The 18,875-nt window shown below is 66.9% G+C and carries 21 protein-coding genes; 9 read left to right on the top strand and 12 right to left on the bottom strand.

Annotation, left to right across the window (positions count from 1 at the left end; genetic code table 11):
• The first annotated feature begins 58 nt into the window (after positions 1-58).
• From Q7J26_RS00855 to Q7J26_RS00845, 3 genes are all read left to right on the top strand, one after another.
• Positions 59-937: an AraC family transcriptional regulator gene (locus Q7J26_RS00855; protein ID WP_304934644.1), complete on the top strand. Its 879-nt coding sequence runs from the start codon at positions 59-61 to the stop codon at positions 935-937.
• A gap of 74 nt (positions 938-1,011) precedes the next feature.
• A complete protein-coding gene (locus tag Q7J26_RS00850; RefSeq protein ID WP_304934643.1) occupies positions 1,012-1,677 on the top strand; it encodes a hypothetical protein in 666 nt (221 codons plus the stop codon).
• Positions 1,674-2,489, top strand: a complete 816-nt coding sequence (locus Q7J26_RS00845; protein WP_304934642.1) for a LytTR family DNA-binding domain-containing protein — start codon at positions 1,674-1,676, stop codon at positions 2,487-2,489. Before Q7J26_RS00850 ends, Q7J26_RS00845 begins: the two co-directional genes overlap by 4 nt.
• Here Q7J26_RS00845 and Q7J26_RS00840 read toward each other — a convergent pair.
• The 9 genes from Q7J26_RS00840 to Q7J26_RS00800 form a co-directional block, all read right to left on the bottom strand.
• The gene (locus Q7J26_RS00840; protein WP_304934641.1) at positions 2,486-3,112 is read right to left on the bottom strand and encodes an isoprenylcysteine carboxylmethyltransferase family protein; all 627 of its coding nucleotides are present in this window, start codon (positions 3,110-3,112) and stop codon (positions 2,486-2,488) included. The two genes, Q7J26_RS00845 and Q7J26_RS00840, sit on opposite strands and share 4 nt — an antisense overlap.
• 102 nt (positions 3,113-3,214) lie before the next feature.
• Positions 3,215-3,673: an NUDIX hydrolase gene (locus Q7J26_RS00835; protein WP_304934640.1), complete on the bottom strand. Its 459-nt coding sequence runs from the start codon at positions 3,671-3,673 to the stop codon at positions 3,215-3,217.
• Positions 3,674-3,680: 7 nt separating this feature from the next.
• The gene (der, locus tag Q7J26_RS00830; protein ID WP_304934639.1) at positions 3,681-5,300 is read right to left on the bottom strand and encodes a ribosome biogenesis GTPase Der; all 1,620 of its coding nucleotides are present in this window, start codon (positions 5,298-5,300) and stop codon (positions 3,681-3,683) included.
• A 32-nt stretch (positions 5,301-5,332) separates the two neighbouring features.
• Positions 5,333-6,712 carry a PQQ-binding-like beta-propeller repeat protein gene (locus tag Q7J26_RS00825; protein ID WP_304934638.1) on the bottom strand — a complete coding sequence of 460 codons (1,380 nt, stop codon included), beginning with the start codon at positions 6,710-6,712 and terminating at the stop codon, positions 5,333-5,335.
• A gap of 23 nt (positions 6,713-6,735) precedes the next feature.
• Positions 6,736-7,482 carry a tetratricopeptide repeat protein gene (locus Q7J26_RS00820; protein ID WP_304934637.1) on the bottom strand — a complete coding sequence of 249 codons (747 nt, stop codon included), beginning with the start codon at positions 7,480-7,482 and terminating at the stop codon, positions 6,736-6,738.
• A 79-nt stretch (positions 7,483-7,561) separates the two neighbouring features.
• Complete coding sequence (gene panB, locus Q7J26_RS00815; RefSeq protein ID WP_304934636.1) at positions 7,562-8,398, bottom strand: 3-methyl-2-oxobutanoate hydroxymethyltransferase; 837 nt, start codon at positions 8,396-8,398, stop codon at positions 7,562-7,564.
• Positions 8,399-8,456: 58 nt separating this feature from the next.
• Positions 8,457-8,858 (bottom strand): hypothetical protein, encoded by a 402-nt coding sequence (locus tag Q7J26_RS00810; protein WP_304934635.1) that lies wholly within the window; start codon positions 8,856-8,858, stop codon positions 8,457-8,459.
• Positions 8,848-9,408: an RNA polymerase sigma factor gene (locus Q7J26_RS00805; protein WP_304934634.1), complete on the bottom strand. Its 561-nt coding sequence runs from the start codon at positions 9,406-9,408 to the stop codon at positions 8,848-8,850. The genes Q7J26_RS00810 and Q7J26_RS00805 overlap by 11 nt, the downstream gene beginning before the upstream one ends.
• Positions 9,409-9,432: 24 nt before the next feature.
• Positions 9,433-9,828 carry a DUF6249 domain-containing protein gene (locus tag Q7J26_RS00800; protein WP_304934633.1) on the bottom strand — a complete coding sequence of 132 codons (396 nt, stop codon included), beginning with the start codon at positions 9,826-9,828 and terminating at the stop codon, positions 9,433-9,435.
• A gap of 229 nt (positions 9,829-10,057) precedes the next feature.
• Here Q7J26_RS00800 and Q7J26_RS00795 point away from each other — a divergent pair, with 229 nt between their 5' ends.
• The 3 genes from Q7J26_RS00795 to Q7J26_RS00785 all read left to right on the top strand — a co-directional run bounded on the left by Q7J26_RS00795 (position 10,058) and on the right by Q7J26_RS00785 (position 11,660).
• Positions 10,058-10,555, top strand: coding sequence for a hypothetical protein (locus Q7J26_RS00795; RefSeq protein WP_304934632.1), 498 nt, complete (start codon positions 10,058-10,060; stop codon positions 10,553-10,555).
• A gap of 19 nt (positions 10,556-10,574) precedes the next feature.
• Positions 10,575-10,814: a DUF2188 domain-containing protein gene (locus tag Q7J26_RS00790; RefSeq protein WP_304934631.1), complete on the top strand. Its 240-nt coding sequence runs from the start codon at positions 10,575-10,577 to the stop codon at positions 10,812-10,814.
• 102 nt (positions 10,815-10,916) lie between these two features.
• Entirely contained in the window at positions 10,917-11,660 is a 744-nt protein-coding gene (locus Q7J26_RS00785; RefSeq protein WP_304934630.1) for an endonuclease/exonuclease/phosphatase family protein, read from the top strand.
• Here Q7J26_RS00785 and Q7J26_RS00780 read toward each other — a convergent pair.
• Positions 11,653-12,000 (bottom strand): ArsC family reductase, encoded by a 348-nt coding sequence (locus Q7J26_RS00780; RefSeq protein ID WP_304934629.1) that lies wholly within the window; start codon positions 11,998-12,000, stop codon positions 11,653-11,655. The two genes, Q7J26_RS00785 and Q7J26_RS00780, sit on opposite strands and share 8 nt — an antisense overlap.
• A gap of 122 nt (positions 12,001-12,122) precedes the next feature.
• On the opposite strand from Q7J26_RS00780, the gene Q7J26_RS00775 reads away from it, so the two are divergent.
• Positions 12,123-13,922 carry an ATP-binding protein gene (locus Q7J26_RS00775; protein WP_304934628.1) on the top strand — a complete coding sequence of 600 codons (1,800 nt, stop codon included), beginning with the start codon at positions 12,123-12,125 and terminating at the stop codon, positions 13,920-13,922.
• 15 nt (positions 13,923-13,937) lie between these two features.
• Here the strand turns inward: Q7J26_RS00775 and Q7J26_RS00770 are convergent, their stop codons facing one another.
• Positions 13,938-16,559 (bottom strand): TonB-dependent receptor domain-containing protein, encoded by a 2,622-nt coding sequence (locus tag Q7J26_RS00770; RefSeq protein WP_304934627.1) that lies wholly within the window; start codon positions 16,557-16,559, stop codon positions 13,938-13,940.
• A gap of 180 nt (positions 16,560-16,739) precedes the next feature.
• Between Q7J26_RS00770 and Q7J26_RS00765 the strand changes: the two genes are divergently transcribed.
• Positions 16,740-17,828: an ABC transporter ATP-binding protein gene (locus Q7J26_RS00765; protein ID WP_304934626.1), complete on the top strand. Its 1,089-nt coding sequence runs from the start codon at positions 16,740-16,742 to the stop codon at positions 17,826-17,828.
• On the opposite strand, the gene Q7J26_RS00760 is transcribed toward Q7J26_RS00765, so the two are convergent.
• Complete coding sequence (locus tag Q7J26_RS00760; protein ID WP_304934625.1) at positions 17,825-18,181, bottom strand: phage holin family protein; 357 nt, start codon at positions 18,179-18,181, stop codon at positions 17,825-17,827. The two genes, Q7J26_RS00765 and Q7J26_RS00760, sit on opposite strands and share 4 nt — an antisense overlap.
• A 121-nt stretch (positions 18,182-18,302) precedes the next feature.
• Between Q7J26_RS00760 and Q7J26_RS00755 the strand changes: the two genes are divergently transcribed.
• Positions 18,303-18,740: an HIT family protein gene (locus Q7J26_RS00755; protein WP_304934624.1), complete on the top strand. Its 438-nt coding sequence runs from the start codon at positions 18,303-18,305 to the stop codon at positions 18,738-18,740.
• Positions 18,741-18,875: the final 135 nt, after the last annotated feature.

Here is an 18,875-nt window from a genome sequence, read left to right as displayed (position 1 = left end):
CCTGTCAAAGCGACGCCTCGCGCTTGCGTGCGCCCGACGACCGCGCTTGGGTGACGCCATGACCTTCTTGCCTGAAATGGGAGCCATAATCGCGCGACACGCGCCGCCGGACCTGTCGCCCTCGGCCGTGCCGGGTCTGCGCCTGTATCGCAGCGACGTGGCGACGCGGATGGTGTCCGTGGCCTATGAGCCGATGTTCTGTCTGGTCGTGAGCGGTTCGAAACAGACGGTGCTGGGCGACGTGGTCTACACCTATCAGACGGGCGAATGCATGGTGGTTTCGGCCGAACTGCCTGTCTGCGGCAGCGTGCTCGAGCCGCCTTATCTGGCGGTGAGCATTGATCTGAACCCGACGACGATCGCTGCGATGATGCTGGAAACCGACGCCGTCGCGCCGCCGGACCAGCCGCCGCCCTCCGGCATCCATATCGCCCCGCTGGACGAGGACATGGTGGATCCGCTGACCCGAATGCTGCGGTTGCTGGACCGGCCGGACGAGATCGCCGTCATGACGCCGATGATCGAGCGGGAACTGATCTGGCGGTTGCTGAACAGCCCTTACGCGGCGACGGTGCGCCAAATCGGTTCGACCGAGAGCCGCCTGTCCGGCGTGAGCCGGGCCATCCGCTGGATCCGGGCCAACTACGCCACGCAGGTGCGCGTGGAGGACCTGTCGGACATGGCGGGAATGAGCCTGTCGACCTTCCACCGGCATTTCCGCACGGTGACCACCATGAGCCCGCTGCAGTTCCACAAACAGGTGCGGCTGCAGGAGGCCCGCGCCCGCCTGCTGAGCGGCGGCGAAGGCGCAGCGGAGGCCGGTTTCGCGGTCGGATACGACAGTCCGTCCCAGTTCAGCCGCGAATACACCCGCCGGTTCGGCCTGCCGCCCGCCCGCGACGCCGCAAGACTGCGCGAAACCCTGACGGTCGGCTGACGGTTCATCCCCGCAGGCCGCGTCTCATCCCAGGCGCGTTGGCGAGGACGGCGGCGACGGGCAGTGGGCCGGTCATGACCCTGTTTCAGCCCCTGCTCGTTCTACATATCTCCACCGGCCTGGCCGCCGTCGTCATCGGTTTGGGCCCCCTGCTGACCCGTAAGGGATCCCGTGTCCACAAACTCTGGGGCCGGGCGTTCGTCGGGCTGATGACGACGCTGCTGGTTTGCGCCTGGGCGATGACGGCGCTCCATTTCAACACCTATTTCCTGGCCCTGTCGGCGACAGCCTCGCTAACCCTGTTCTCGGGCGTGCGGGTGCTGAGGCGGAAACGGCCGGACATTCGGCGGGAAGATCGGGCCAGACCGCTGGACTGGCTGGCGACGCTGGGGGTTTTCGCAATCGGGGTCTGGGTGCTGGCGCTGATTGCCCTGGGGCGGTCGGACGGTCCGCCCGTGGTCTCGGCGGCCCTGGCCTATGGCGCGCTGTCGGCCGCATCCTGGGATCTGTGGCGGTTTTCGAGACCGGCCGACTGGCCATTCTCTCCGGACTTGTGGAGATACGAGCATCTGGTGAAGATGCTGGGCGCCTATGCTGCGGTGCTGAGCGCCTTTTCCGGCAACTTCCTGACCTTCCTGCCCCCGCCCTGGAGCCAGCTCTGGCCGACCGCCCTGTTCCAGTCGATGGCCGTGATCTGGACGGCGACCCTGATCGTGCAGCGTCGCGCCCGGCCGGCGTGAGACGTCCGTCGGTCGCCGTCGTCATGACCGGGTTCGCCGCCTATTCCTATTTGGCGACGGTGTTGTCTGTAGCCTGGTACCTGCGGCGGGACCGGCCGGAACTGGACCTGGCGACATCGCTGCTGTGGGCCGGGTGGACCTATGCGCCCTGGCTGGCCGTGGGCGGCTTGGTCTGGGGCGCGATGCGGACATGGGGACCGGGCTGGAAGGCGGCGAGCGTGCTGACCGGCGCAATGATCGTCATCGTGCCCTTGATCGCAGCTTTCGGCACGCGACTGGACATCGCCTTTCTGGGGATCCCGGCGTCACCGAGCGACTGGGTCGAGCGAACCATCGACCGTCTGCCGGTCGCCCTGCTACTCTACACGGCCACTGTCGCCGTGGGCCTGGCCGGGGCGCAGTGGCGCAGGGCCCGCGAGACTCAGCAGCGGGTCGAGCGGCTGACCGAGGCACTGGCCGTCGCGAGGCAGGTGCGGAGCGACGACGCCCGCCTGCTGGTCTCGGTCGGACGAAGCCGCGCCACCGTCGAGACCCGAGCGGTGGAATGGTTCGCCTCGGCCGGCAACTATGTGGTCGTGAACTGGGAGGGACGCGAGGGCCTGGTGCGCGACACGCTGGCAGGGCTGGAGACCCGGCTGGACCCGCGCCTGTTCGTCCGCATCCATCGCTCCAGCCTGGCCAATCTGGCGCGGGTCGAACAGGTTCAGCCGCTGTCGGACGGCTCCTGGCGGCTGACGATGGAGAGCGGCGCCGAACTGGTGGTCAGCCGCACCTATCGCGATGCGGTGCTGGAACGTATGGGGCGCGTCTAAGGCAGGTGGGCCAGAACCTTCAGCCAGCCTTCGGCCTGGGCCAGGTCGATGGCCTCAAACAGGGGGATGGCCAGAAGGAAGACCAGGCCGTCGCGGATTGTGGTCAGGAAGAAGGACGGGCGGATCGACAGTTCGGCCTCATCGCGCCACAGGGCGAAATTGGGCAGGAAGCGCGGCGTGCGGGCCTTGTAGGCGGCGTAGGCGGCGCCGAAGGTCGCACTCAGCCAGGCCTCTTCGCGGCGAACGGTCAGATAGAAGACCGCCAGGGATGCGAGGGTGAACAGCAGCGCCAGGGTCAGGCTGCCGCTCTGGGCGCCGATGCCGAAGGCGCCGAAGAAGCTGAAGATGTAGAGTGGGTTGCGGCTGATCGAATACGGGCCGCGCGACACGATCTCGGCCTTCTTGCGCCCGCCGATATAGAGTGAACACCAGGCGCGGCCGACGATGGCGAAGACGATGGCGGCCAGACCCAGGGCCTCGATCCCTTCGTGCATGGCGCTGTCCAGACCGGACGCGGACTGCGACACCATGGTCAGGCCGACCAGGGCCAGCAGGGCGATCAGGACGGCGCCCTTGCGCACCTTTTGAACCGCTTGAAGATCGAAAATTTGGGTCGTGGTCATGACGCGCTCCGGTGGAGCAAAAACCCAAGCGCTGCTTTTTACGACGTGGCAAGAAGTTTAATTGCAAGCGAAAATCGCTCGCGAAACGGCGTGGGCGGAGGATTACAACGACGAGAGGATGTCGGGCAGATCGTCCGGCCAGATCGTATCTTCCGACGCCGCGATCTGGGCCGCCGTCCACCAGCGATGCTCGATCAGGACGCGACGTTCTTCCTCGGTCCAGCCGGTCGGCGAGGGGTCGAAGGGTTCGGTGCGCAGCAGGAAGAAGCGCTGATCCACATGGGACAAGCGGCCGTCGGGCAGGCGGAAATCGACGACGCGGCGGGCGACTTCCGGCCCAGGATCGGCGACGATCAGGCCGGTCTCTTCGAACAGTTCGCGGCGAGCGGCGTCGGCGTAGGTTTCGCCCGGTTCGCAGCCGCCGCCGGGCGTGGCCCAGAAGGCCGTGCCGGCGATCGGACCGTCGGCATAGACGAAACGGAACAGCAGCACCCGCCCCTGCCCGTCCAGGATCAGCCAGCGCGAGGTCGGCCGGTCGGGAAGGACGGGCGCGACCTGCATCACAGGCTCACTTCTTGGCGCCGCCCTTTTGGCCGGTGCGGATGCGGCCGGAGCGCGAGACCTGACGAGCGCCGCCACGGGCGCCCTTCTGCACCGCCACCGACGACCCGGCCTTCTTCGACGCGCTGGACTTCAGGCCGCCCAGCACCTTGGGCTGGGCCTTGCGGGTTTTCTTCTGTTCCAGCGCCTTGCCGGGCAGCTTGGACAGGGCCTCTTCCTTCTCGGCCTTCTTGATCCGGCGCGGCGCGGTCTTGGCGTCGCCCTTGTAGCGTTCCGGCCCGGACTTGGCGCCGCCCTCGGCATAGGGGTTCACGCCGCTGGACTTGACGTTCAGGCGGATCGGCGTGCCCGGCAGGTCGAAGCTCTCGCGGATCGAGTTGACCAGATAGCGCTTGTAATGCTCCGGCATCGACTCGGCGCGGTTGGCCATCAGCACGAAGGTCGGCGGACGGGCCTTGGTCTGGGCGATGTATTTCGGCTTGATGCGCTTGCCGTCCACGGCGGGGGGCGGGTGCCGCTGGGTGGCCATGGACAGCCAGGTGTTCAGGTCCTTGGTCTTCACCTTGACCGACCAGGTGTCATAGGCCTGCAGCACGGCTGGCATCAGGCGTTCGACGCCCCGGCCCGAGTGGGACGACAGGGCGACGAAGGGCGAACCCTTAAGCTGAGGCAGCTTGTCCTCGGCCATGCCCTTCAGCTTGGCCATACGGGCCTGGGGCTCGTCTTCCAGGTCCCATTTGGACGCGACATAGACCAGGGCGCGGCCTTCGCGCTCGACCAGATCGGCCAGCTGCAGGTCCTGGGTGTCGAAGGCGTCGTCCTTGTCCATCATCAGGATGACGACTTCGGCGAAGGTGATGGCGCGAATTGTGTCGGCGACCGACAGCTTCTCCAGCTTCTCCTGCACCCGCGCCTTGCGACGCATCCCGGCCGTATCGACCAGGCGGATATTCTTGCCCTCGAACGTCCAGTCGACCGAGATCGAATCCCGAGTGATGCCCGCTTCCGGTCCGGTCAGCAGGCGGTCGTCGCCGATCAGGCGGTTGATCAGGGTGGACTTGCCGGCGTTGGGACGACCGATCACGGCGATGCGGATGGGCTTGTCCGGCTCGTCGATCTCTTCGATGAAGATGTCTTCGGACGCCGTGCGGATGGCCTTGTACAGGTCGGCCATGCCCTCGCCGTGCTCGGCCGAGATGGCGACGGGTTCGCCGAAGCCGAGGGCGTGCGCCTCGCCGACGCCGCCGCCGCTCTCGCGGCTTTCGGACTTGTTAGCCAGCAGGATGATCGGCTTGTGCACCTTGCGCAGACGCTCGGCGAAGATCCGGTCCAGCGAGGTGACGCCTTCGCGGGCGTCCATCATGAACATGACCAGTTCGGCGTCGTCCAGCGCGGCCTCGGTCTGCTCGCGCATCCGGGCTTCCAGGCTGTCGTCGGTGACGTCCTCGTAGCCCGCCGTGTCGATCAGCGTCAGATCCATGTCGCCGATATTGCCGTCGGCGTAGCGCCGGTCGCGGGTCACGCCGGGGCGATCATCGACAAGCGCGAGGCGCTTGCCGACGAGGCGGTTGAACAGTGTCGATTTGCCCACGTTGGGGCGGCCGACGATCGCGACCTTCAGAGCCATTTCGGCTTTCTAGCTTATTTCGGGCTGAAGAGTCAGCGGATGCAGATCAGCTGGCCGTTGTCGGTCAGCACGTACAGGGCGCCGTTGTAGGCGGCGGGGGCGACATAGGCGGGGGCGCCCAGTTTCAGCGTCGTCTGGGCGGCGCCCGTCTTGGGATCGAAGGCCACGGCTTCGCCGTAGGAGTTGACCATCACCAGACGGTTGGAGGCCAGCAGCGGGCCCGACCATTGCGGATAGATGGTGCGACGGCCGAAGTTGAGGAAGCCGCCGACCTTGCGCTGGCGTCCTTCGTTCAGTTCGCGGGTCCAGTAGATCTGGCCCGTGTCGCGGTTGGCGGTGATCAGCTCGCCCGAGGTGGAGACGATGAAGACCACGTCCCCGACCGGCAGGGGCGCGTTCACGCCGGTGACGGGCAACTGCCACTTGGGCTGGCCGGAGCGCAGGTCGAGGGCCGACATGACGCCGGAATGGCTGACGCCATAGACCATGCCGCGGCTGATGACGGGACGGCCGGCGACGTCACGGACTTCGGACAGGGCGCTGGTGCGGCTGGTGCGCGACAGGGTCTGTTCCCAAAGCGGCTGACCGTTCAGGGCGCTGAGCGCGACCAGTTGGCCCGAGGCGAAGGGGGCGATGACGGTGTTGCCGGTCACCGCCGGGCTGGACGCGCGCATAACGCGGGCCGGCTCGGCGATGCCGCGATAGGTCCAGTCCTGGGCGCCGGTGTTGACGTCGAAGGCGAACAGCTGGCTGTCCACATCGACGACGAAGACGTGGGCGCCGACGACCGTGGGGGCGCCGTGGATCGGGGAATCGACCTGCTGGGTCCAGACCACCGCGCCGGTGGCGGCATCCAGGGCCGTCATGGAACGATAGCCGGACGAGACGAAGACCTTGCCGCCGGCGAAGGCGACGCCGCCGCCGAAGCCGCCGCTGCGGTCACGCTCGGCGTCCTTGACGTTGACCTTCCACAGGATGTCGCCGGTGTCGGCCGAGACAGCCGAGACGGTCGATTCGCCGTCCAGCACGAAGATCTTGCCGTCGGCGGCGACGATGGGCGCCATGACATTGCCGACGCGGGCCGAACCTTCACCAATGCCGCGCTTCCAGGCGATCTGGAAGTTGGGGGCGGCGATGACGTGTTCGACCAGGTTTTCCGAGGTTCCGCCCGGCTGGGTCCAGGCCGTGGCGGCCTGGGGGCCCGGCAGGAAGTAGTCGCGGCCGGACAGGGCGGCCGAAGGCGCCAGCTGCTGTTCGAATTCGAGCACCGAGATGCGGTCGCCGGCCGAGGCGGTCGCCTGGGCGTCGTCCTTCTTGCCCAGGCCGAACGGCAGGTTGCGGCTGACCGTGCCGCACGAGGCCATGGTCGTGGCGACGCCGCAGATCAGCGCGACTTTCAGAACTCGGTTCATCTTGGGCGTCCTGTAGGGGGTCGTCACTGTTGGGCCGGAGCGGCCGGGGTCGGCGCATTGGCGGCGCCGGCGGCGGGGGGCGCCGCGTTCTTGGCGGCGTCGCCTATGCCCTTAAGCGCGGCCGCCGTGCCTGCGTCGATCTGCTCGATGGCGATCTGGGCGCGCTGACGGATCGGATCCGGCACGTCCTGGCCCAGTTGCAACAGGACGAAGGCCTCGCGGGCCTCCTTGGTCTTGCCGTGTTGCAGGCGGGCCAGGGCCAGGGCTTCCTGGGCGAAGGCGTGCAGAGGGCGCTTGTCTTCGGCCAGGGGCGTCAGGCGGGCCTCGATATCGGCCAGGGGCGCGGTGTCCATGATCAGCAGGGCCGCCTTGAACGCCGCCGGGTCCGACAGGATCGGATCGCTGGAGGTCTTGGCGGCCTGGTCGAACAGGCGAACGGCGTCGGGAATCTTGTCGGCGGTCACGGCCAGGCCGGCCTGCTGCTGCAGGGCCAGGACCTTGTAGGCGTCGTTGCCTTCCTTGACCGTTTCCTCAAAGGCGAGACGGGCCTCGGCGGGCTTTTCGGCGCGCAGAGCCTCCATGCCGCGATCATAGGCCTCGGCGCCCTTGGCGGCCTTGCTCGAGTTCAGGCTGTCCCAGCCCCACCAGCCCAGGGCGGCGACCAGGGCGACCACCAGAATGACGCCCGCAACGGGCAGCCAGGTGCGGGCCAGGCGCTTGTATCGGTCGGAGCGAAGCTCCTCCTCGACCTGCTCGAAGACATCAACCACTGAAACGTCGCCCCAAAATCGCTAAAAGCAAACCGGCGCGGACCCTAGAGGTTCGCCCTTGCCGCCGCAACGTAGCCCGTTACTGCGAAGCCGGCTTTTTCGAGAAGTAGGTCTCGACTTCGGCAGGAAAACGGCGGGTTTTCACATCAGTGGCGAAAGCGGCCGCCGCGCGGTCGATCTCGGTGCGCAGATCCGCGTATTTCCGGACGAATTTCGGGGTCCAGTCGAACAGTCCCAGCATGTCGTTGACCACCAGAACCTGGCCGTCGCAGGCGGCTGAGGCGCCGATGCCGATGGTCGGCACTTCGATGCTCTCGGTGATTTCCCGCGCCAGCGATTCGGCCACGCCCTCGATGACGATGCAGAAGGCGCCGGCCTCGGCCGTAGCCTTTGCTTCCGCCATGACACGGTCCCGCTCGAAATCGGTGCGGCCCTTGGCCTTGAAACCGCCCTCGGCCAGAATCGCCTGGGGCCGCAGGCCCACATGGCCCATGACCGGGATGCCGCGCTTGACCAGGAAGGCGACGATCTCGGCCAGTTCGACGCTGGTCTCCAGCTTGACCGCCTGGGCGCCGGTTTCCTTCATGACGCGCACGCAGTTGTCATAGGCGGCTTCCTTGCCGCCCTCATACGAGCCGAAGGGCATGTCGACGACGACCAGGGCGTGGCGCGAGCCGCGCACCACCGCTTGGCCGTGCAGGATCATCATCTCCAGCGTCACCCCGACGGTGTTCGGCAGGCCATGCACGGCCATGCCCAGGCTGTCGCCGACCAGCAGAACATCGCAGTGCGGATCCAGCAGGCCCGCCATCGGCGCGTCATAGGCGGTCAGGCAGACGATGGGCTCGCCGCCCTTACGGCTCGCGATATCGGGCACGGAGACGCGCTTGATCGTCTCCTGGGTGTGAACGGACATCGGGCGTCTCCGGAACTAGGAGCGGGTCAGATAGGCGCGACGACCGCCGGTGTCACCCTCACACGTCCTGCGACAGCTTCACCAGACCCGCCGCCAGCACGGCGACGAGGGCTCCAGCCACGATCCAGAACGCCATCATGCCCGACCCGTCCATCAGATCGAACGACCCGACGCCCAAGCCCTCCAGCCCCGATTGGGCCGCGCCTTGCGCCGTCGCCGCCGCCGTCCGAACGCCCTGCGTCAGAGTCGTCTCTCCGTCCGTGGAGAAGTTGAAATTCACCCCCTCGCGCACCGCCAGGACGCCGCCGACCAGGCCGGCCCCCGTCAGGGCCAGGGTGCGCCAGCGCGACCGTTTCTCCATGCTGGCCTGGACGGTCGCCAGAAACAGGGCCTCGTCGGCCAGTCGCGGGCTCTGTGCGAACAGCCGCTCGATCATCGGATCGAATTCATCAGCCGACATGGGTCGACCTCCCGCCTGATGCCTGCGCCGGCTGAAGCCGGGCGCGGAGTTTATCCAGACCACGTTTGACATGAGACTTCACCGTGCCGAGCGGCAAATTCATGGCCGCAGCGATTTCGGGGTGGGACATTCCTGCGCCGTGGCACAGGGAGACGCAGACCCGTTCGGTTTCATTGAGCGTCTTCATCGCTTCGTCCAGGTCCATGAAGCCGGCGTGATCGACCGCAATATCGGCCTGATCGGCCTCCACCTCGGCGACATAGCGGGCCTCGCGGGCGACGCGCTTCAGATACAGGCGCGCGGCGATCTTCTTGATCCAGCCGGCGAAGGTCCCCTGCCCCCGGAACTCCGAGCAGCGCTGGAAGCCTTGCAGGAAGGCGTCCTGGGCCACATCGTCGGCCAGGGACGGCGCCGCGCCCATGCGGCGCAGCAGCCCCCGGACCGCCGACCCATGCCGACGAACCAGTTCGCCGTACTCCCGCCGTCCACCGGCCGCCGCTTGGGCGGCCAGTTCGACGTCGTGGAGATCGCGCAGCAATGGCTGGCTCATGACCTCTCCCCCCTCGACCCGACCTCAGGCCTTGTTGGGGTTGAAGAAGCCCAGGATGATGAAGGCGATCCCGATGGCGGCGGGGATACAGGCGAGGCCCAGCAGCGCGCCTTCCCCATTGAGCCCGCGGCCGGGACTGGTCGCCTCCACCGCCAGGGCCAAGCCGGCGATACCCACGCCCGCCGCCAGACTGAGCACGCCCTTGCGGATGTCCTTGGTGCGGGACGGGAGGTTTTTCTGCACATCCTGAGTCAAGGCGTCGATCAACTCAGGCGGCAGGGTCTGGCCCTTGTCCACGGCCTGACGGACCGTCAGCTGCATCTCCCGCCGGTCGCGATGCTTGAGAAAAGAGGGGCCCACAATGACGGCGACGATCGAGGCGAAGATGATGAAGACGATGAAGATGGGTTCCAGGTCCATGACGAACTCTCTTTCTGATCCGATGCGACAGCCTGATGCGGCGGCCTTCTGATCACAAGAGGCTGCGGGATGCCCGTACGGATGCGCGGTCGGACGTGAAATCTTCGTAAGGTCGCGGATCAAGTTTCGCGGAGGCGGGCGGCGGGCGCTGGACAAGCTGAGCCTTTGCGCAGACCCTCGGCTTCAGTTCGCTGGCGTATGTGGTTCGATCCCTTCACGCGAGGTCGCGATGCTGCTTCCCCAACTGTCCGCCCTGGGCTGGTTTCATACGCTCGGCAGTCTGCCCGCCATACCGCTGGCTCTGTATCTTCTGGCCCGTTACGGTCGTATTCCGCCGGAGATGGCCCTGGGCAAGGCCTTCTTGGCCTTCATGTTCGTGGGCGCGCTCTCGGGCGTGCTGGTTATCAAGGACATGCCTGGCGTGGCCATATCGATCCTGAGCCTGGGATCGCTGATCGTCGGTTCGACCATCGGCCGGTTCCCGCCGTTGGCGAGACATTGCTGGTGGATCCAGACCGTGGCGCTCAGCACCGCCGTCTTCACCCTGTTCCTGCCCAGCGTCACCGAAACCCTGACACGGTTGCCGGCGGGAAGTCCCATAGCCGACAGTCCGCAGGACCCTCTGGTCGTGACCTTCCAACTTTCGCTGCTGGCGCTGCTCATCGTCGGGGTGACGTTGCAACTGCTGTTTCAGCGGCGGGCCGTTCGGGCTAGAGTCTTGGCCTGACCCCCGAAGGAGATTCCCCATGGCCCATGTCACCTATCGCATCGTCGAGCACGACGGCGGATGGGCCTACCAGTCCGGGGGCACCTATTCCGAGACCTTCGCCACCCACGACGCCGCCAAGGCCGCCGCCGTCCGCGCCGCCCGCGAACAGAAGGTGCCGGACGAGAACGCCGCCATCGAATACGAAACCGCCGACGGCCGCTGGGTCACGGAAAGCGCCGACGGCCACGACCGCCCGGCGACCGACGTCGAAGGCTGAGACGACTAATCGGTGATTTCACGCCGTTTATTGCTGGCTGCAGGGGCCATATTGCCGTTGACGGCCTGCGCACCTGCATCAAGCACTGGGTCGGGCGCGAAGGTGAGCGCGTCTGGGCGATCGCGCCTGACCCTGGCGACCTTCAATATCTGGCACAACATGGGCGATTGGAGCGCGCGACGTCCCCTGTTGATCGAAACATTGCGGGCTCAGAACGCGGACGTCATCGCGTTGCAGGAGGTGCTGGAGGACGCCAATACAGGGTTGGAGAACCAGGCTGAGATGCTGGCGCGAGAACTGGGCGGCTATGACGTCGCCTTCGTCTCGACCGACCCCGAGGGTGCGCCGCGCCGCTACGGAATCGCCCTTCTGACCCGGCTGCCCATACTGGCCCAGGCGTCTGTCCGGCTGGAGCCGCTGGACGATTTCCGCACAGCGCTACGGTTGCGGGTTTCCGTCGACGGCCGGCCTGTCGATGTCGTGGTCACTCACCTGGCTTGGCAGCCCGAAGCCGGAGCCGTTCGGGGCCGCCAGATTTCTCATCTTCTGTCATGGCTGCCGCAGGACGGAGTCCCGCTTGTCGTGATGGGCGACTTCAACGCGCCGCAGGATGATCCTGGACTGGCGACCATGACCGGCCCTCGCTTCGCCAGCGCCCTGCCCTCGGGTGCGGCGGCGACCACCTTGAACCCGGCCAAGGGTCACGCCAGTCGCGTCATCGACCACATCTTCGTGGAGCCGGAATTCTTCACCACCACCGCTGTCCATGTCTTTGGCGACCAGCCCACGAACGGAGAGTACCCGTCCGATCATTTCGGCCTGGCGGCGACGGTTGCGCTTAACTAAAGGCCTGCGCATAGGCCTCGGGTTTGAAACCCACCAGACGCCGCTCCCCGAGGTCCAGGACCGGCCGTTTGATCATAGAGGGCTGGGCCGTCATCAGGGCGACGGCCTTGTCCCGATCGATGTCCGCCCGGTCGGCTTCGGGCAGTTTCTTGAAGGTCGTGCCGGCGCGGTTCAGCACCGTCTCCCAGCCGTGTTCGTCGATCCACTGGCCCAGTTGGACCGGATCGGCGCCGGCCTTCTTGTAGTCATGGAAGACATAGTCGACGCCGTGCTGGTCCAGCCAGACGCGGGCCTTCTTGACGGTGTCGCAGTTGGGAATGCCGTAGAGGACGACGGTCATGGGCGGTCCTTTTCCATGGGGCGTCGCTGTGCCTGTAGATAGTCCTCCTGACAAGCCTGGAAACCCGCTGTTCATGAGCGGGACCCCAATACTCACCGACCCGCCAGGATAGGGTTTCGCATATGTCGATCCACGCCGCCTCAAAACGCGTCCTGGCCTTGATGAGGACCAGGGCGGCGCTGTCCGCAGTCTCCATGATGGCGACGATGACGGCGATGATGGCCGCCATGATCTTCGTGGTGTTCGACAATCTGTCCACCATTGATGCGGCGGACCGCGCGGTTCAGCACACTCGGGTTGTCGAAACCGCAGCGGCCGATCTTCTGGCGGCCGGCCTGGACCAGGAAACGGGTGTCAGGGGCTACGGCGAGAGCAGCGGCGAACCGGCGGCGCTGGAGCCCTATTTTGCTGGCCAGGCGAAATTCACCACTGAACTGGAGACCCTCTACCGTCTATCGCGCGACGATCCGCAGCAGACCGCCCGGCTGGACGCCCTGCGTGAAGGGCTGAACCGCTGGCGTTCCGTCTATGCAAGCCCTCAGTTGGCCCGTCCCCAAAGCCAGATCGCCGATCCGGCTCTGGCGGAACAAGGTCGGGTCGCGATGGACGAGGTACGCCGATTGCTGGGCGATCTTCGCGCGCAGGAGGCCTTGGCGACCCAGGAACGCGAGCAGGAGCGTGACCGCGCCTATGCGACCGCCCGGATCGCCGTTGTCTGCGTCGGCCTGGCCGCGCTGGGTTTCGGCGCGGGTCTGGGTCTCTGGGCCGTCCGCGCCTCGGCGCGACGCGAACGGGAAGCCTTGTCTTTCGCCAAGGCCAAGACGCGAACCCTGGCCGTCGTCAGCCACGAGATCCGCACGCCCCTGAACGGCATGCTGGGCATGTTGCAGGCCATGGCGGCCGAGCCGATGGCGCCCACCCAGAAGGAACGGCTAGAGGTCGCGCTGGAATCCGGAGAAACACTGACGGCCCTGCTCAATGACCTGCTCGACGCGTCGAAAATCGAGGCCGGACGCCTGGAGTTGCTGGAGGCTGACTTCGACCTGACGCGGCTGCTGGCGCGCATGGACGCGGCCTTCGGCGAGGCGGCGCGCAAGAAGGGTGTTCCGCTGCGGATCGACATCGCGCCTGAAGCGGCGGGCGACTGGATCGGAGACAAGGTGCGGATCGGCCAGATCCTGGCCAATCTGATCTCCAACGCCGTGAAGTTCACCGATCAGGGCGAAGTGGCCTTGTCCGTCGATGTCCCGAGCGCAGGCTTGCTCCGGATCGCTGTGCGCGACAGCGGCGTGGGCATGGATGAGGCCACCCTGGGCCGGTTGTTCTCGCCCTATGCGCAGGCCAGCGCCGAAACCGCGCATACGCACGGCGGCACCGGCCTGGGTCTGGCGATCTCACGCTCCCTGGCGCGGATGATGGGGGGCGACATCACCGTGACCAGCACGCTTGGTCAGGGCTCCTGCTTCACCGTGGAGCTTCCGCTGCAACGCGGACGTTCGGCCACGACGGAGCCGGAGAGCGCACGAAGCCTGGCCGACCTGCGCGTCCTGGCGGCCGACGACAACGCCGTGAACCGCCAGGTTCTGTCCGCCATCCTGCCCAGTCTGGGCGTTGAGCTAACGGTGGTCGAAGACGGCGACCAGGCCGTGGCCGCCTGGCGCGAGGGCGCCTATGATCTGGTGCTGCTGGATCTGCGCATGCCGCTGTGCGACGGCTTCGAGGCCGCACGACGGATCCGCGCAGAGGAGACGCCCGGCCGGCGTACGCCCCTGATCCTGCTGTCCGGCGACGTCTCAGCGTCGGTGCGCGAACAGGGCCGCGAAGCAGGCCTGGACGGCTTTGTCGCCAAGCCGCTGGACATCCATACGCTGATCGAGGCGATGAGCGCCGCCCTTCCCCCCGCCCGTCCCCTGGCCGCCTGACTCACGCGACCCTGATCAGAACCGTTTGGTCAGCCCCAGGCTTAACACCCGCCCGCGCGGATCGGCGACGACCGGGTCATAGCCGAAGGCGTACTGGGCCAGGGGGGGGGCCTTGTCCGCCAGATTGACCACGCCCAGCGCCAGATCCAGATCGAGGCCGAGCGTGCGGGTGTAGAGCAGATCGACAGTGGTCTGGCTGGCGATGGTCGTGTCGGTGATCCCGCTGCGGTCGTTGCGATAGCCGGCGGTATAATGGACCAGGCCGGTCAGGGCATGACCGCCGCCGCTCCAGGACAGGGCGAACTCGCCGCGATTGCGCGGCAGGGACCGGCCGATGTTGTTCAGATTGGTTGAGCCCACTCCAGACACCTCTGCCGCGTCGTCGCTGAGAAGAATGTCGTAACGGTCCACATAGGTCCAGGTCGCCGAAGCCGAGGCCCGACCGCCCCACAGATCGTGACCGTAACGCGCCGAGAGATCGATCCCTTGGGTCTCGATGGAGGAGGCGTTGACGAAATAGAGCTGGACGAAGGTCAGGGCGCCGCCGGCCGAACGGGTGATGCGCGACTGGGCGTCCGTGCCGGTCAGGCCCGCCGCCGTATCGGCGGTCGCCTGGTCGATGATCGCCTGGGCCGACTCCTTGACCACCTGATCAGTGTAGTCAAAGCGCCAGGCGTCCAGGCCCAGTTCCAGCCCCTCGACCGGACGCCACAGGGCGCCGAAGGTCAGGCTCTCGGATTTTTCGGGTTTCAGATCGGCGTCGCCCGAGGTCAGGGTGTTGACGAAGACGAAGGCGCCCCGGTCGAACACCGACGGCTGAGAGGCCTGGGCGCCGGCCTGGGCATAGACGGACGGGGCCCGGAACCCCTGCCCCCACGAGGCCCGCAGCGCCAGGGCGTCGGTCACGTCCCAGCGCACAGCCGCCTTGGGGCTGAACCGCCCCTGATCGCCGTCATAGGACTCATAACGCCCGGCCAATTGCGCCTCGATCCGGTCGCCCAGATGGATGCGGGCCTCGGCGAAGCCGGCCAAGGCCTGCTGGTCGCCCTCGAAGTCCGGCGAGAAGCCGGCGGTCAGCAGTTCGCCGGCGTTGACCAGATCGCTCCAGTCGTGACGGAAGGCGCTGCGGCGATACTGGGCGCCCAAGGCCAAATCGACCCGCCCCCCGGCCCAGGCCAGAGCCTGACCGCCGGTCGAGGCGTCGGCCGTGATCAGGCTGGACGCGCCGCGCAGACCGGTGGAGCCGATCAGGCTGTCGATCAGTTCGGCGCTATTGGCCGTTCCGGTCCCGAGATAGGCGCTGCCGAAGGGGTTGAAATACTGACAGGCGCCGACCCCTGGCGAACCCGTCGCCGCATCGCAGCCGGCGCCGCCCAGACCGTTCAGGGCGTTCTGCAGCGCGCTGCCGATCACGTCCGGCTTGTCATAGGCGACATGCTGGCGGCTGGCTGTCGCAGCCAGGCTCCAGGTCCAGCCGCCGGCGAAGGCTCCGTCCAGACCGGCGGCCAGGCGCCAGGTCTCATACTCGAACACGGCCGTCGAAGCCCCGGCCTCGGCGCCTAGAAGCCGGCCCCGGAACAGGACGTCCTCGCCGAAGGGATTGTCGGGGTGCGAGGCCGGCACGGTCAGGGACTGGGCCAGGATCGGCAGCGACGGCGTCTGGCGGGCGCGGGTTTCGGAGGTTGACCAGGCCGCCTGAAGCGACAGGCTCATGTCCCCGACAGGTCGGCGATAGTCGGCGAAGGCCTGGGTGCGCGTCTCCTCCGGCGTCAGGTCGAAGAAGTCGGAATAGTCGAGGCGGCAGAAGGCGTCGCCTGCGCTGTTGCGATAGGCCGCGTCGAAGGCGGGATTGTCGCAGGCCGGGTCCGGCGCATAGCCCCCCGTGCTGGGCCGGTAATAGGAGCCCGGCTGGCCGTAACTGGTCACGGCGGTCCAGGACGCGCGGTCATACCGGTCCGCCTGGGTGAAGTCGCGTTCGTCGGTGCTGAGCGCCGACCGGTGGAAATACGAGGCCGCCAGGGTCAGATCGCCGCCCAGCAGCGCAAAACCGCCTAGGGCCTGGATCACGCTCTCTTCCGATCCGTCGGCGACGGCGTATTTGGCGTTGATCTCAGGCTCCGCCACATTGCGGCGGGTGATGAAATTGACCACCCCGGCCACGGCGTCCGAGCCATAGACGGCCGAGGCGCCGTCCTTGACCACCTCGACCCGCTGCAGGGCGATCATGGGAACGAGCGAGTTGATGTCCACGAAGGCCGAGCCGTCGGTCGCCACCACGGCGCTGGTCGTCCAGCGCTGGCCATCGACCAGGACCAGGGTCGAACCCAGGCCGAGATTGCGCAGATTGAACTGGGCCGTGCCCGAGCTCTGCGGCTGATTCAGCTGATCCACCTGGGCTTCGGAGCCTGAGTTGGCGGTGACCAGGCGGACCAGTTGAGAGGCGTCGGCGACGCCGGCCGCCGCGATGACGTTCCGCTCCACCGTCTCGACCGGCGCGATCCGGTCGCCGCCTGCGATGCGTGATCCGGTGACGACGATGTCGTCCACACGCGACGGCCCCTCTTGCGCCTGAACCGCACAGACGCCCGCCAGCCAGGCGACCGAAGCCGTCGCCATCAGAGTTGTACGCCGCGCCATGTCGATGCTCCCCAAAAACCGTGACGGCGGCTTCTAACGAGGGTCGGGATTTTGCGAAAGTGTAATTTTGCAGCTTTGCAAATTAACGGTTCTGCCTGCGGCCTGGGACATCGCGCGCCATTGATCCGGCGATGTAACCGGTTACGGTAGCGAAAAATGGAAACGGTTCAGGAAAGAAGCATGGCGAACGTCCGTCTGATCGACGTGAAGAAGGCGTTCGGCGCCGTCGAGGTGCTGAAGGGCGTCGATCTGGAAATCGCCGACGGCGAATTCGTGGTCTTCGTCGGCCCGTCCGGCTGCGGCAAGTCCACCCTGTTGCGCACCATCGCCGGGCTGGAAGAGGCGACAACGGGCGAAGTCTCGATCGGCGACCGCGTGGTCAACGACCTGTCGCCGTCCGACCGGGGCATCGCCATGGTGTTTCAGTCCTATGCCCTGTATCCGCACATGACGGCCTATGAAAACATGGCCTTCGGACTGAAACTGGCCAAGACGGACAAGGTCGAGATCGACCGCCGCGTGCGGGCCGCCGCCGAAGCCCTGAGCATCACCGACTATCTGGACCGCAAGCCCAAGGCCATGTCCGGCGGCCAGCGCCAGCGTGTCGCCATCGGCCGCGCCATCGTGCGCGAGCCCGACGTCTTCCTGTTCGACGAGCCCCTGTCGAACCTGGACGCCGCCCTGCGGGTGCGGATGCGTTACGAGTTCGCGCGGCTGCACGCCGAACTGAAGACGACCATGATCTATGTGACCCACGACCAGGTCGAGGCCATGACCCTGGCCGACCGGATCGTGGTTCTGAACGGCGGGCGGATCGAACAGGTCGGGGCGCCGATGGACCTGTACCAGCGCCCGGCCAATCTGTTCGTCGCCGGCTTCATCGGCAGCCCGCGCATGAACCTGCTGACCGGCGAGGTGGTCACGGCCTCAGCCGCTGGAGCGACAGTGCGGACCACGGCGGGCGAGACGATCCGCGTGGCGGTGAATGCGGCCTCGGCCAAGGCCGGCGACGCCGTGACCCTGGGCGTCCGGCCCGAACATCTGAACCTGTCGGGCGAGGGCGACGCACTGACGGCCGAGGTGCTGTTCGTCGAGCCCCTGGGGGCGACGACGATGGCCCATCTGAAACACGCGGCGTCGCAAGAGACCCTGACGGTCCAGCTGGCGGGCGGGGCTCCGGCCAGGGTCGGCGAGTCGCTGACCCTGCACGTCCCCGCCGATCAGGCCCATCTGTTCGACGCGGATGGCCGCGCCTTTTCCAGACTTTAGCCGCGCTTTTCGTCACCACCGATGAAGGCGCCGGCGATCCAGCTGACCACGCCCGTCACGATGGCCGCCCCGATTCCGGCCCACAGGCCGTCCACGGCGAAACCGTTCAGGAACATGGCGGTCAGGCCGATCATGGCGGCGTTCACCACCAGCAGGAACAGGCCCAGGGTCACGACCGTGATCGGGAAGGTCAGCACCACCATGATCGGCCGCACGATGGCGTTGACCAGACCCAGGATCAGGGCCGCCGCAATCAGCGAGCCGGTGCTGGTGAAGTCGACGCCCGGCACGACCTGGGCCGACAGCCACAGGCCGGCCATGGTGACGACGGCCTGGATGATGAAACGGATCATGGGTCTTCCTCTAGCGCGTTGAAGCGTCACCATAACGCGTCATGTCGGCAAAGGCTCCCCCTCGCCCGCCCCGCCTGCTAACCAGAGCCTATCCAGACCGCGACACGATACGGAGACGGCCATGAGCCTCCACGGCGACTACGACCCCGACAACATCTTCGCCAAGATCCTGCGCGGCGAAATCCCTTCGGTGAAGGTGTGGGAGGACGACCACGTCCTGGCCTTCATGGACGTCTTTCCCCAGTCCGAGGGCCATGTCCTGATCATCGCCAAACAGTCGCAGGCGCGGAACCTGCTGGAGGTGGAGCCGGACGTCCTGGCCCGGATGACCGCCGCCCTGCAACGCACGGCCGTGGCGGTCGAAAAGGCGCTGAAGCCCGACGGGATCGCGGTGATGCAGTTCAACGGCGACGCCGGCGGCCAGACCGTCTTCCACCTGCATTTCCACATCATCCCCCGCTGGGCCGACCGGCCGATGAAGGGCCACGGCCACGCCCCCATGGCCGAAGCCGCGACCTTGCGTCCCCTGGCCGACCGGATCGCCGCAGAACTGGTCTGATAGAGACGGATCCGTCTTGCGCAGGCGTGAATCCGTCCGCATAAGGCCAGCCAGTCTTCAAAGACGGGGCCGGTTTAGCTCAGTTGGTAGAGCGCCAGTTTTGTAAACTGGATGTCGCGGGTTCGATTCCTGCAA

Source organism: Brevundimonas sp., from assembly GCF_030656255.1.
GTDB lineage: Bacteria > Pseudomonadota > Alphaproteobacteria > Caulobacterales > Caulobacteraceae > Brevundimonas.
The sequence above is the reverse complement of the archived record's forward strand: the minus strand, read 5'-3'. Positions and strand labels throughout refer to the sequence as shown.

Coding starts and splice junctions, on each gene's coding strand:
- Q7J26_RS00770 (WP_304934627.1), bottom strand. CDS start 16,559: ATGGCGCGGCGTACAACTCTGATGGCGACGGCTTCGGTCGCCTGGCTG.
- Q7J26_RS00760 (WP_304934625.1), bottom strand. CDS start 18,181: ATGATCCGTTTCATCATCCAGGCCGTCGTCACCATGGCCGGCCTGTGG.
- Q7J26_RS00835 (WP_304934640.1), bottom strand. CDS start 3,673: ATGCAGGTCGCGCCCGTCCTTCCCGACCGGCCGACCTCGCGCTGGCTG.
- der (WP_304934639.1), bottom strand. CDS start 5,300: ATGGCTCTGAAGGTCGCGATCGTCGGCCGCCCCAACGTGGGCAAATCG.
- panB (WP_304934636.1), bottom strand. CDS start 8,398: ATGTCCGTTCACACCCAGGAGACGATCAAGCGCGTCTCCGTGCCCGAT.
- Q7J26_RS00790 (WP_304934631.1), top strand. CDS start 10,575: ATGGCCCATGTCACCTATCGCATCGTCGAGCACGACGGCGGATGGGCC.
- Q7J26_RS00805 (WP_304934634.1), bottom strand. CDS start 9,408: ATGAGCCAGCCATTGCTGCGCGATCTCCACGACGTCGAACTGGCCGCC.
- Q7J26_RS00850 (WP_304934643.1), top strand. CDS start 1,012: ATGACCCTGTTTCAGCCCCTGCTCGTTCTACATATCTCCACCGGCCTG.
- Q7J26_RS00780 (WP_304934629.1), bottom strand. CDS start 12,000: ATGACCGTCGTCCTCTACGGCATTCCCAACTGCGACACCGTCAAGAAG.
- Q7J26_RS00840 (WP_304934641.1), bottom strand. CDS start 3,112: ATGACCACGACCCAAATTTTCGATCTTCAAGCGGTTCAAAAGGTGCGC.
- Q7J26_RS00810 (WP_304934635.1), bottom strand. CDS start 8,858: ATGTCGGCTGATGAATTCGATCCGATGATCGAGCGGCTGTTCGCACAG.
- Q7J26_RS00775 (WP_304934628.1), top strand. CDS start 12,123: ATGTCGATCCACGCCGCCTCAAAACGCGTCCTGGCCTTGATGAGGACC.
- Q7J26_RS00765 (WP_304934626.1), top strand. CDS start 16,740: ATGGCGAACGTCCGTCTGATCGACGTGAAGAAGGCGTTCGGCGCCGTC.
- Q7J26_RS00755 (WP_304934624.1), top strand. CDS start 18,303: ATGAGCCTCCACGGCGACTACGACCCCGACAACATCTTCGCCAAGATC.
- Q7J26_RS00825 (WP_304934638.1), bottom strand. CDS start 6,712: ATGAACCGAGTTCTGAAAGTCGCGCTGATCTGCGGCGTCGCCACGACC.
- Q7J26_RS00800 (WP_304934633.1), bottom strand. CDS start 9,828: ATGGACCTGGAACCCATCTTCATCGTCTTCATCATCTTCGCCTCGATC.
- Q7J26_RS00855 (WP_304934644.1), top strand. CDS start 59: ATGACCTTCTTGCCTGAAATGGGAGCCATAATCGCGCGACACGCGCCG.
- Q7J26_RS00795 (WP_304934632.1), top strand. CDS start 10,058: ATGCTGCTTCCCCAACTGTCCGCCCTGGGCTGGTTTCATACGCTCGGC.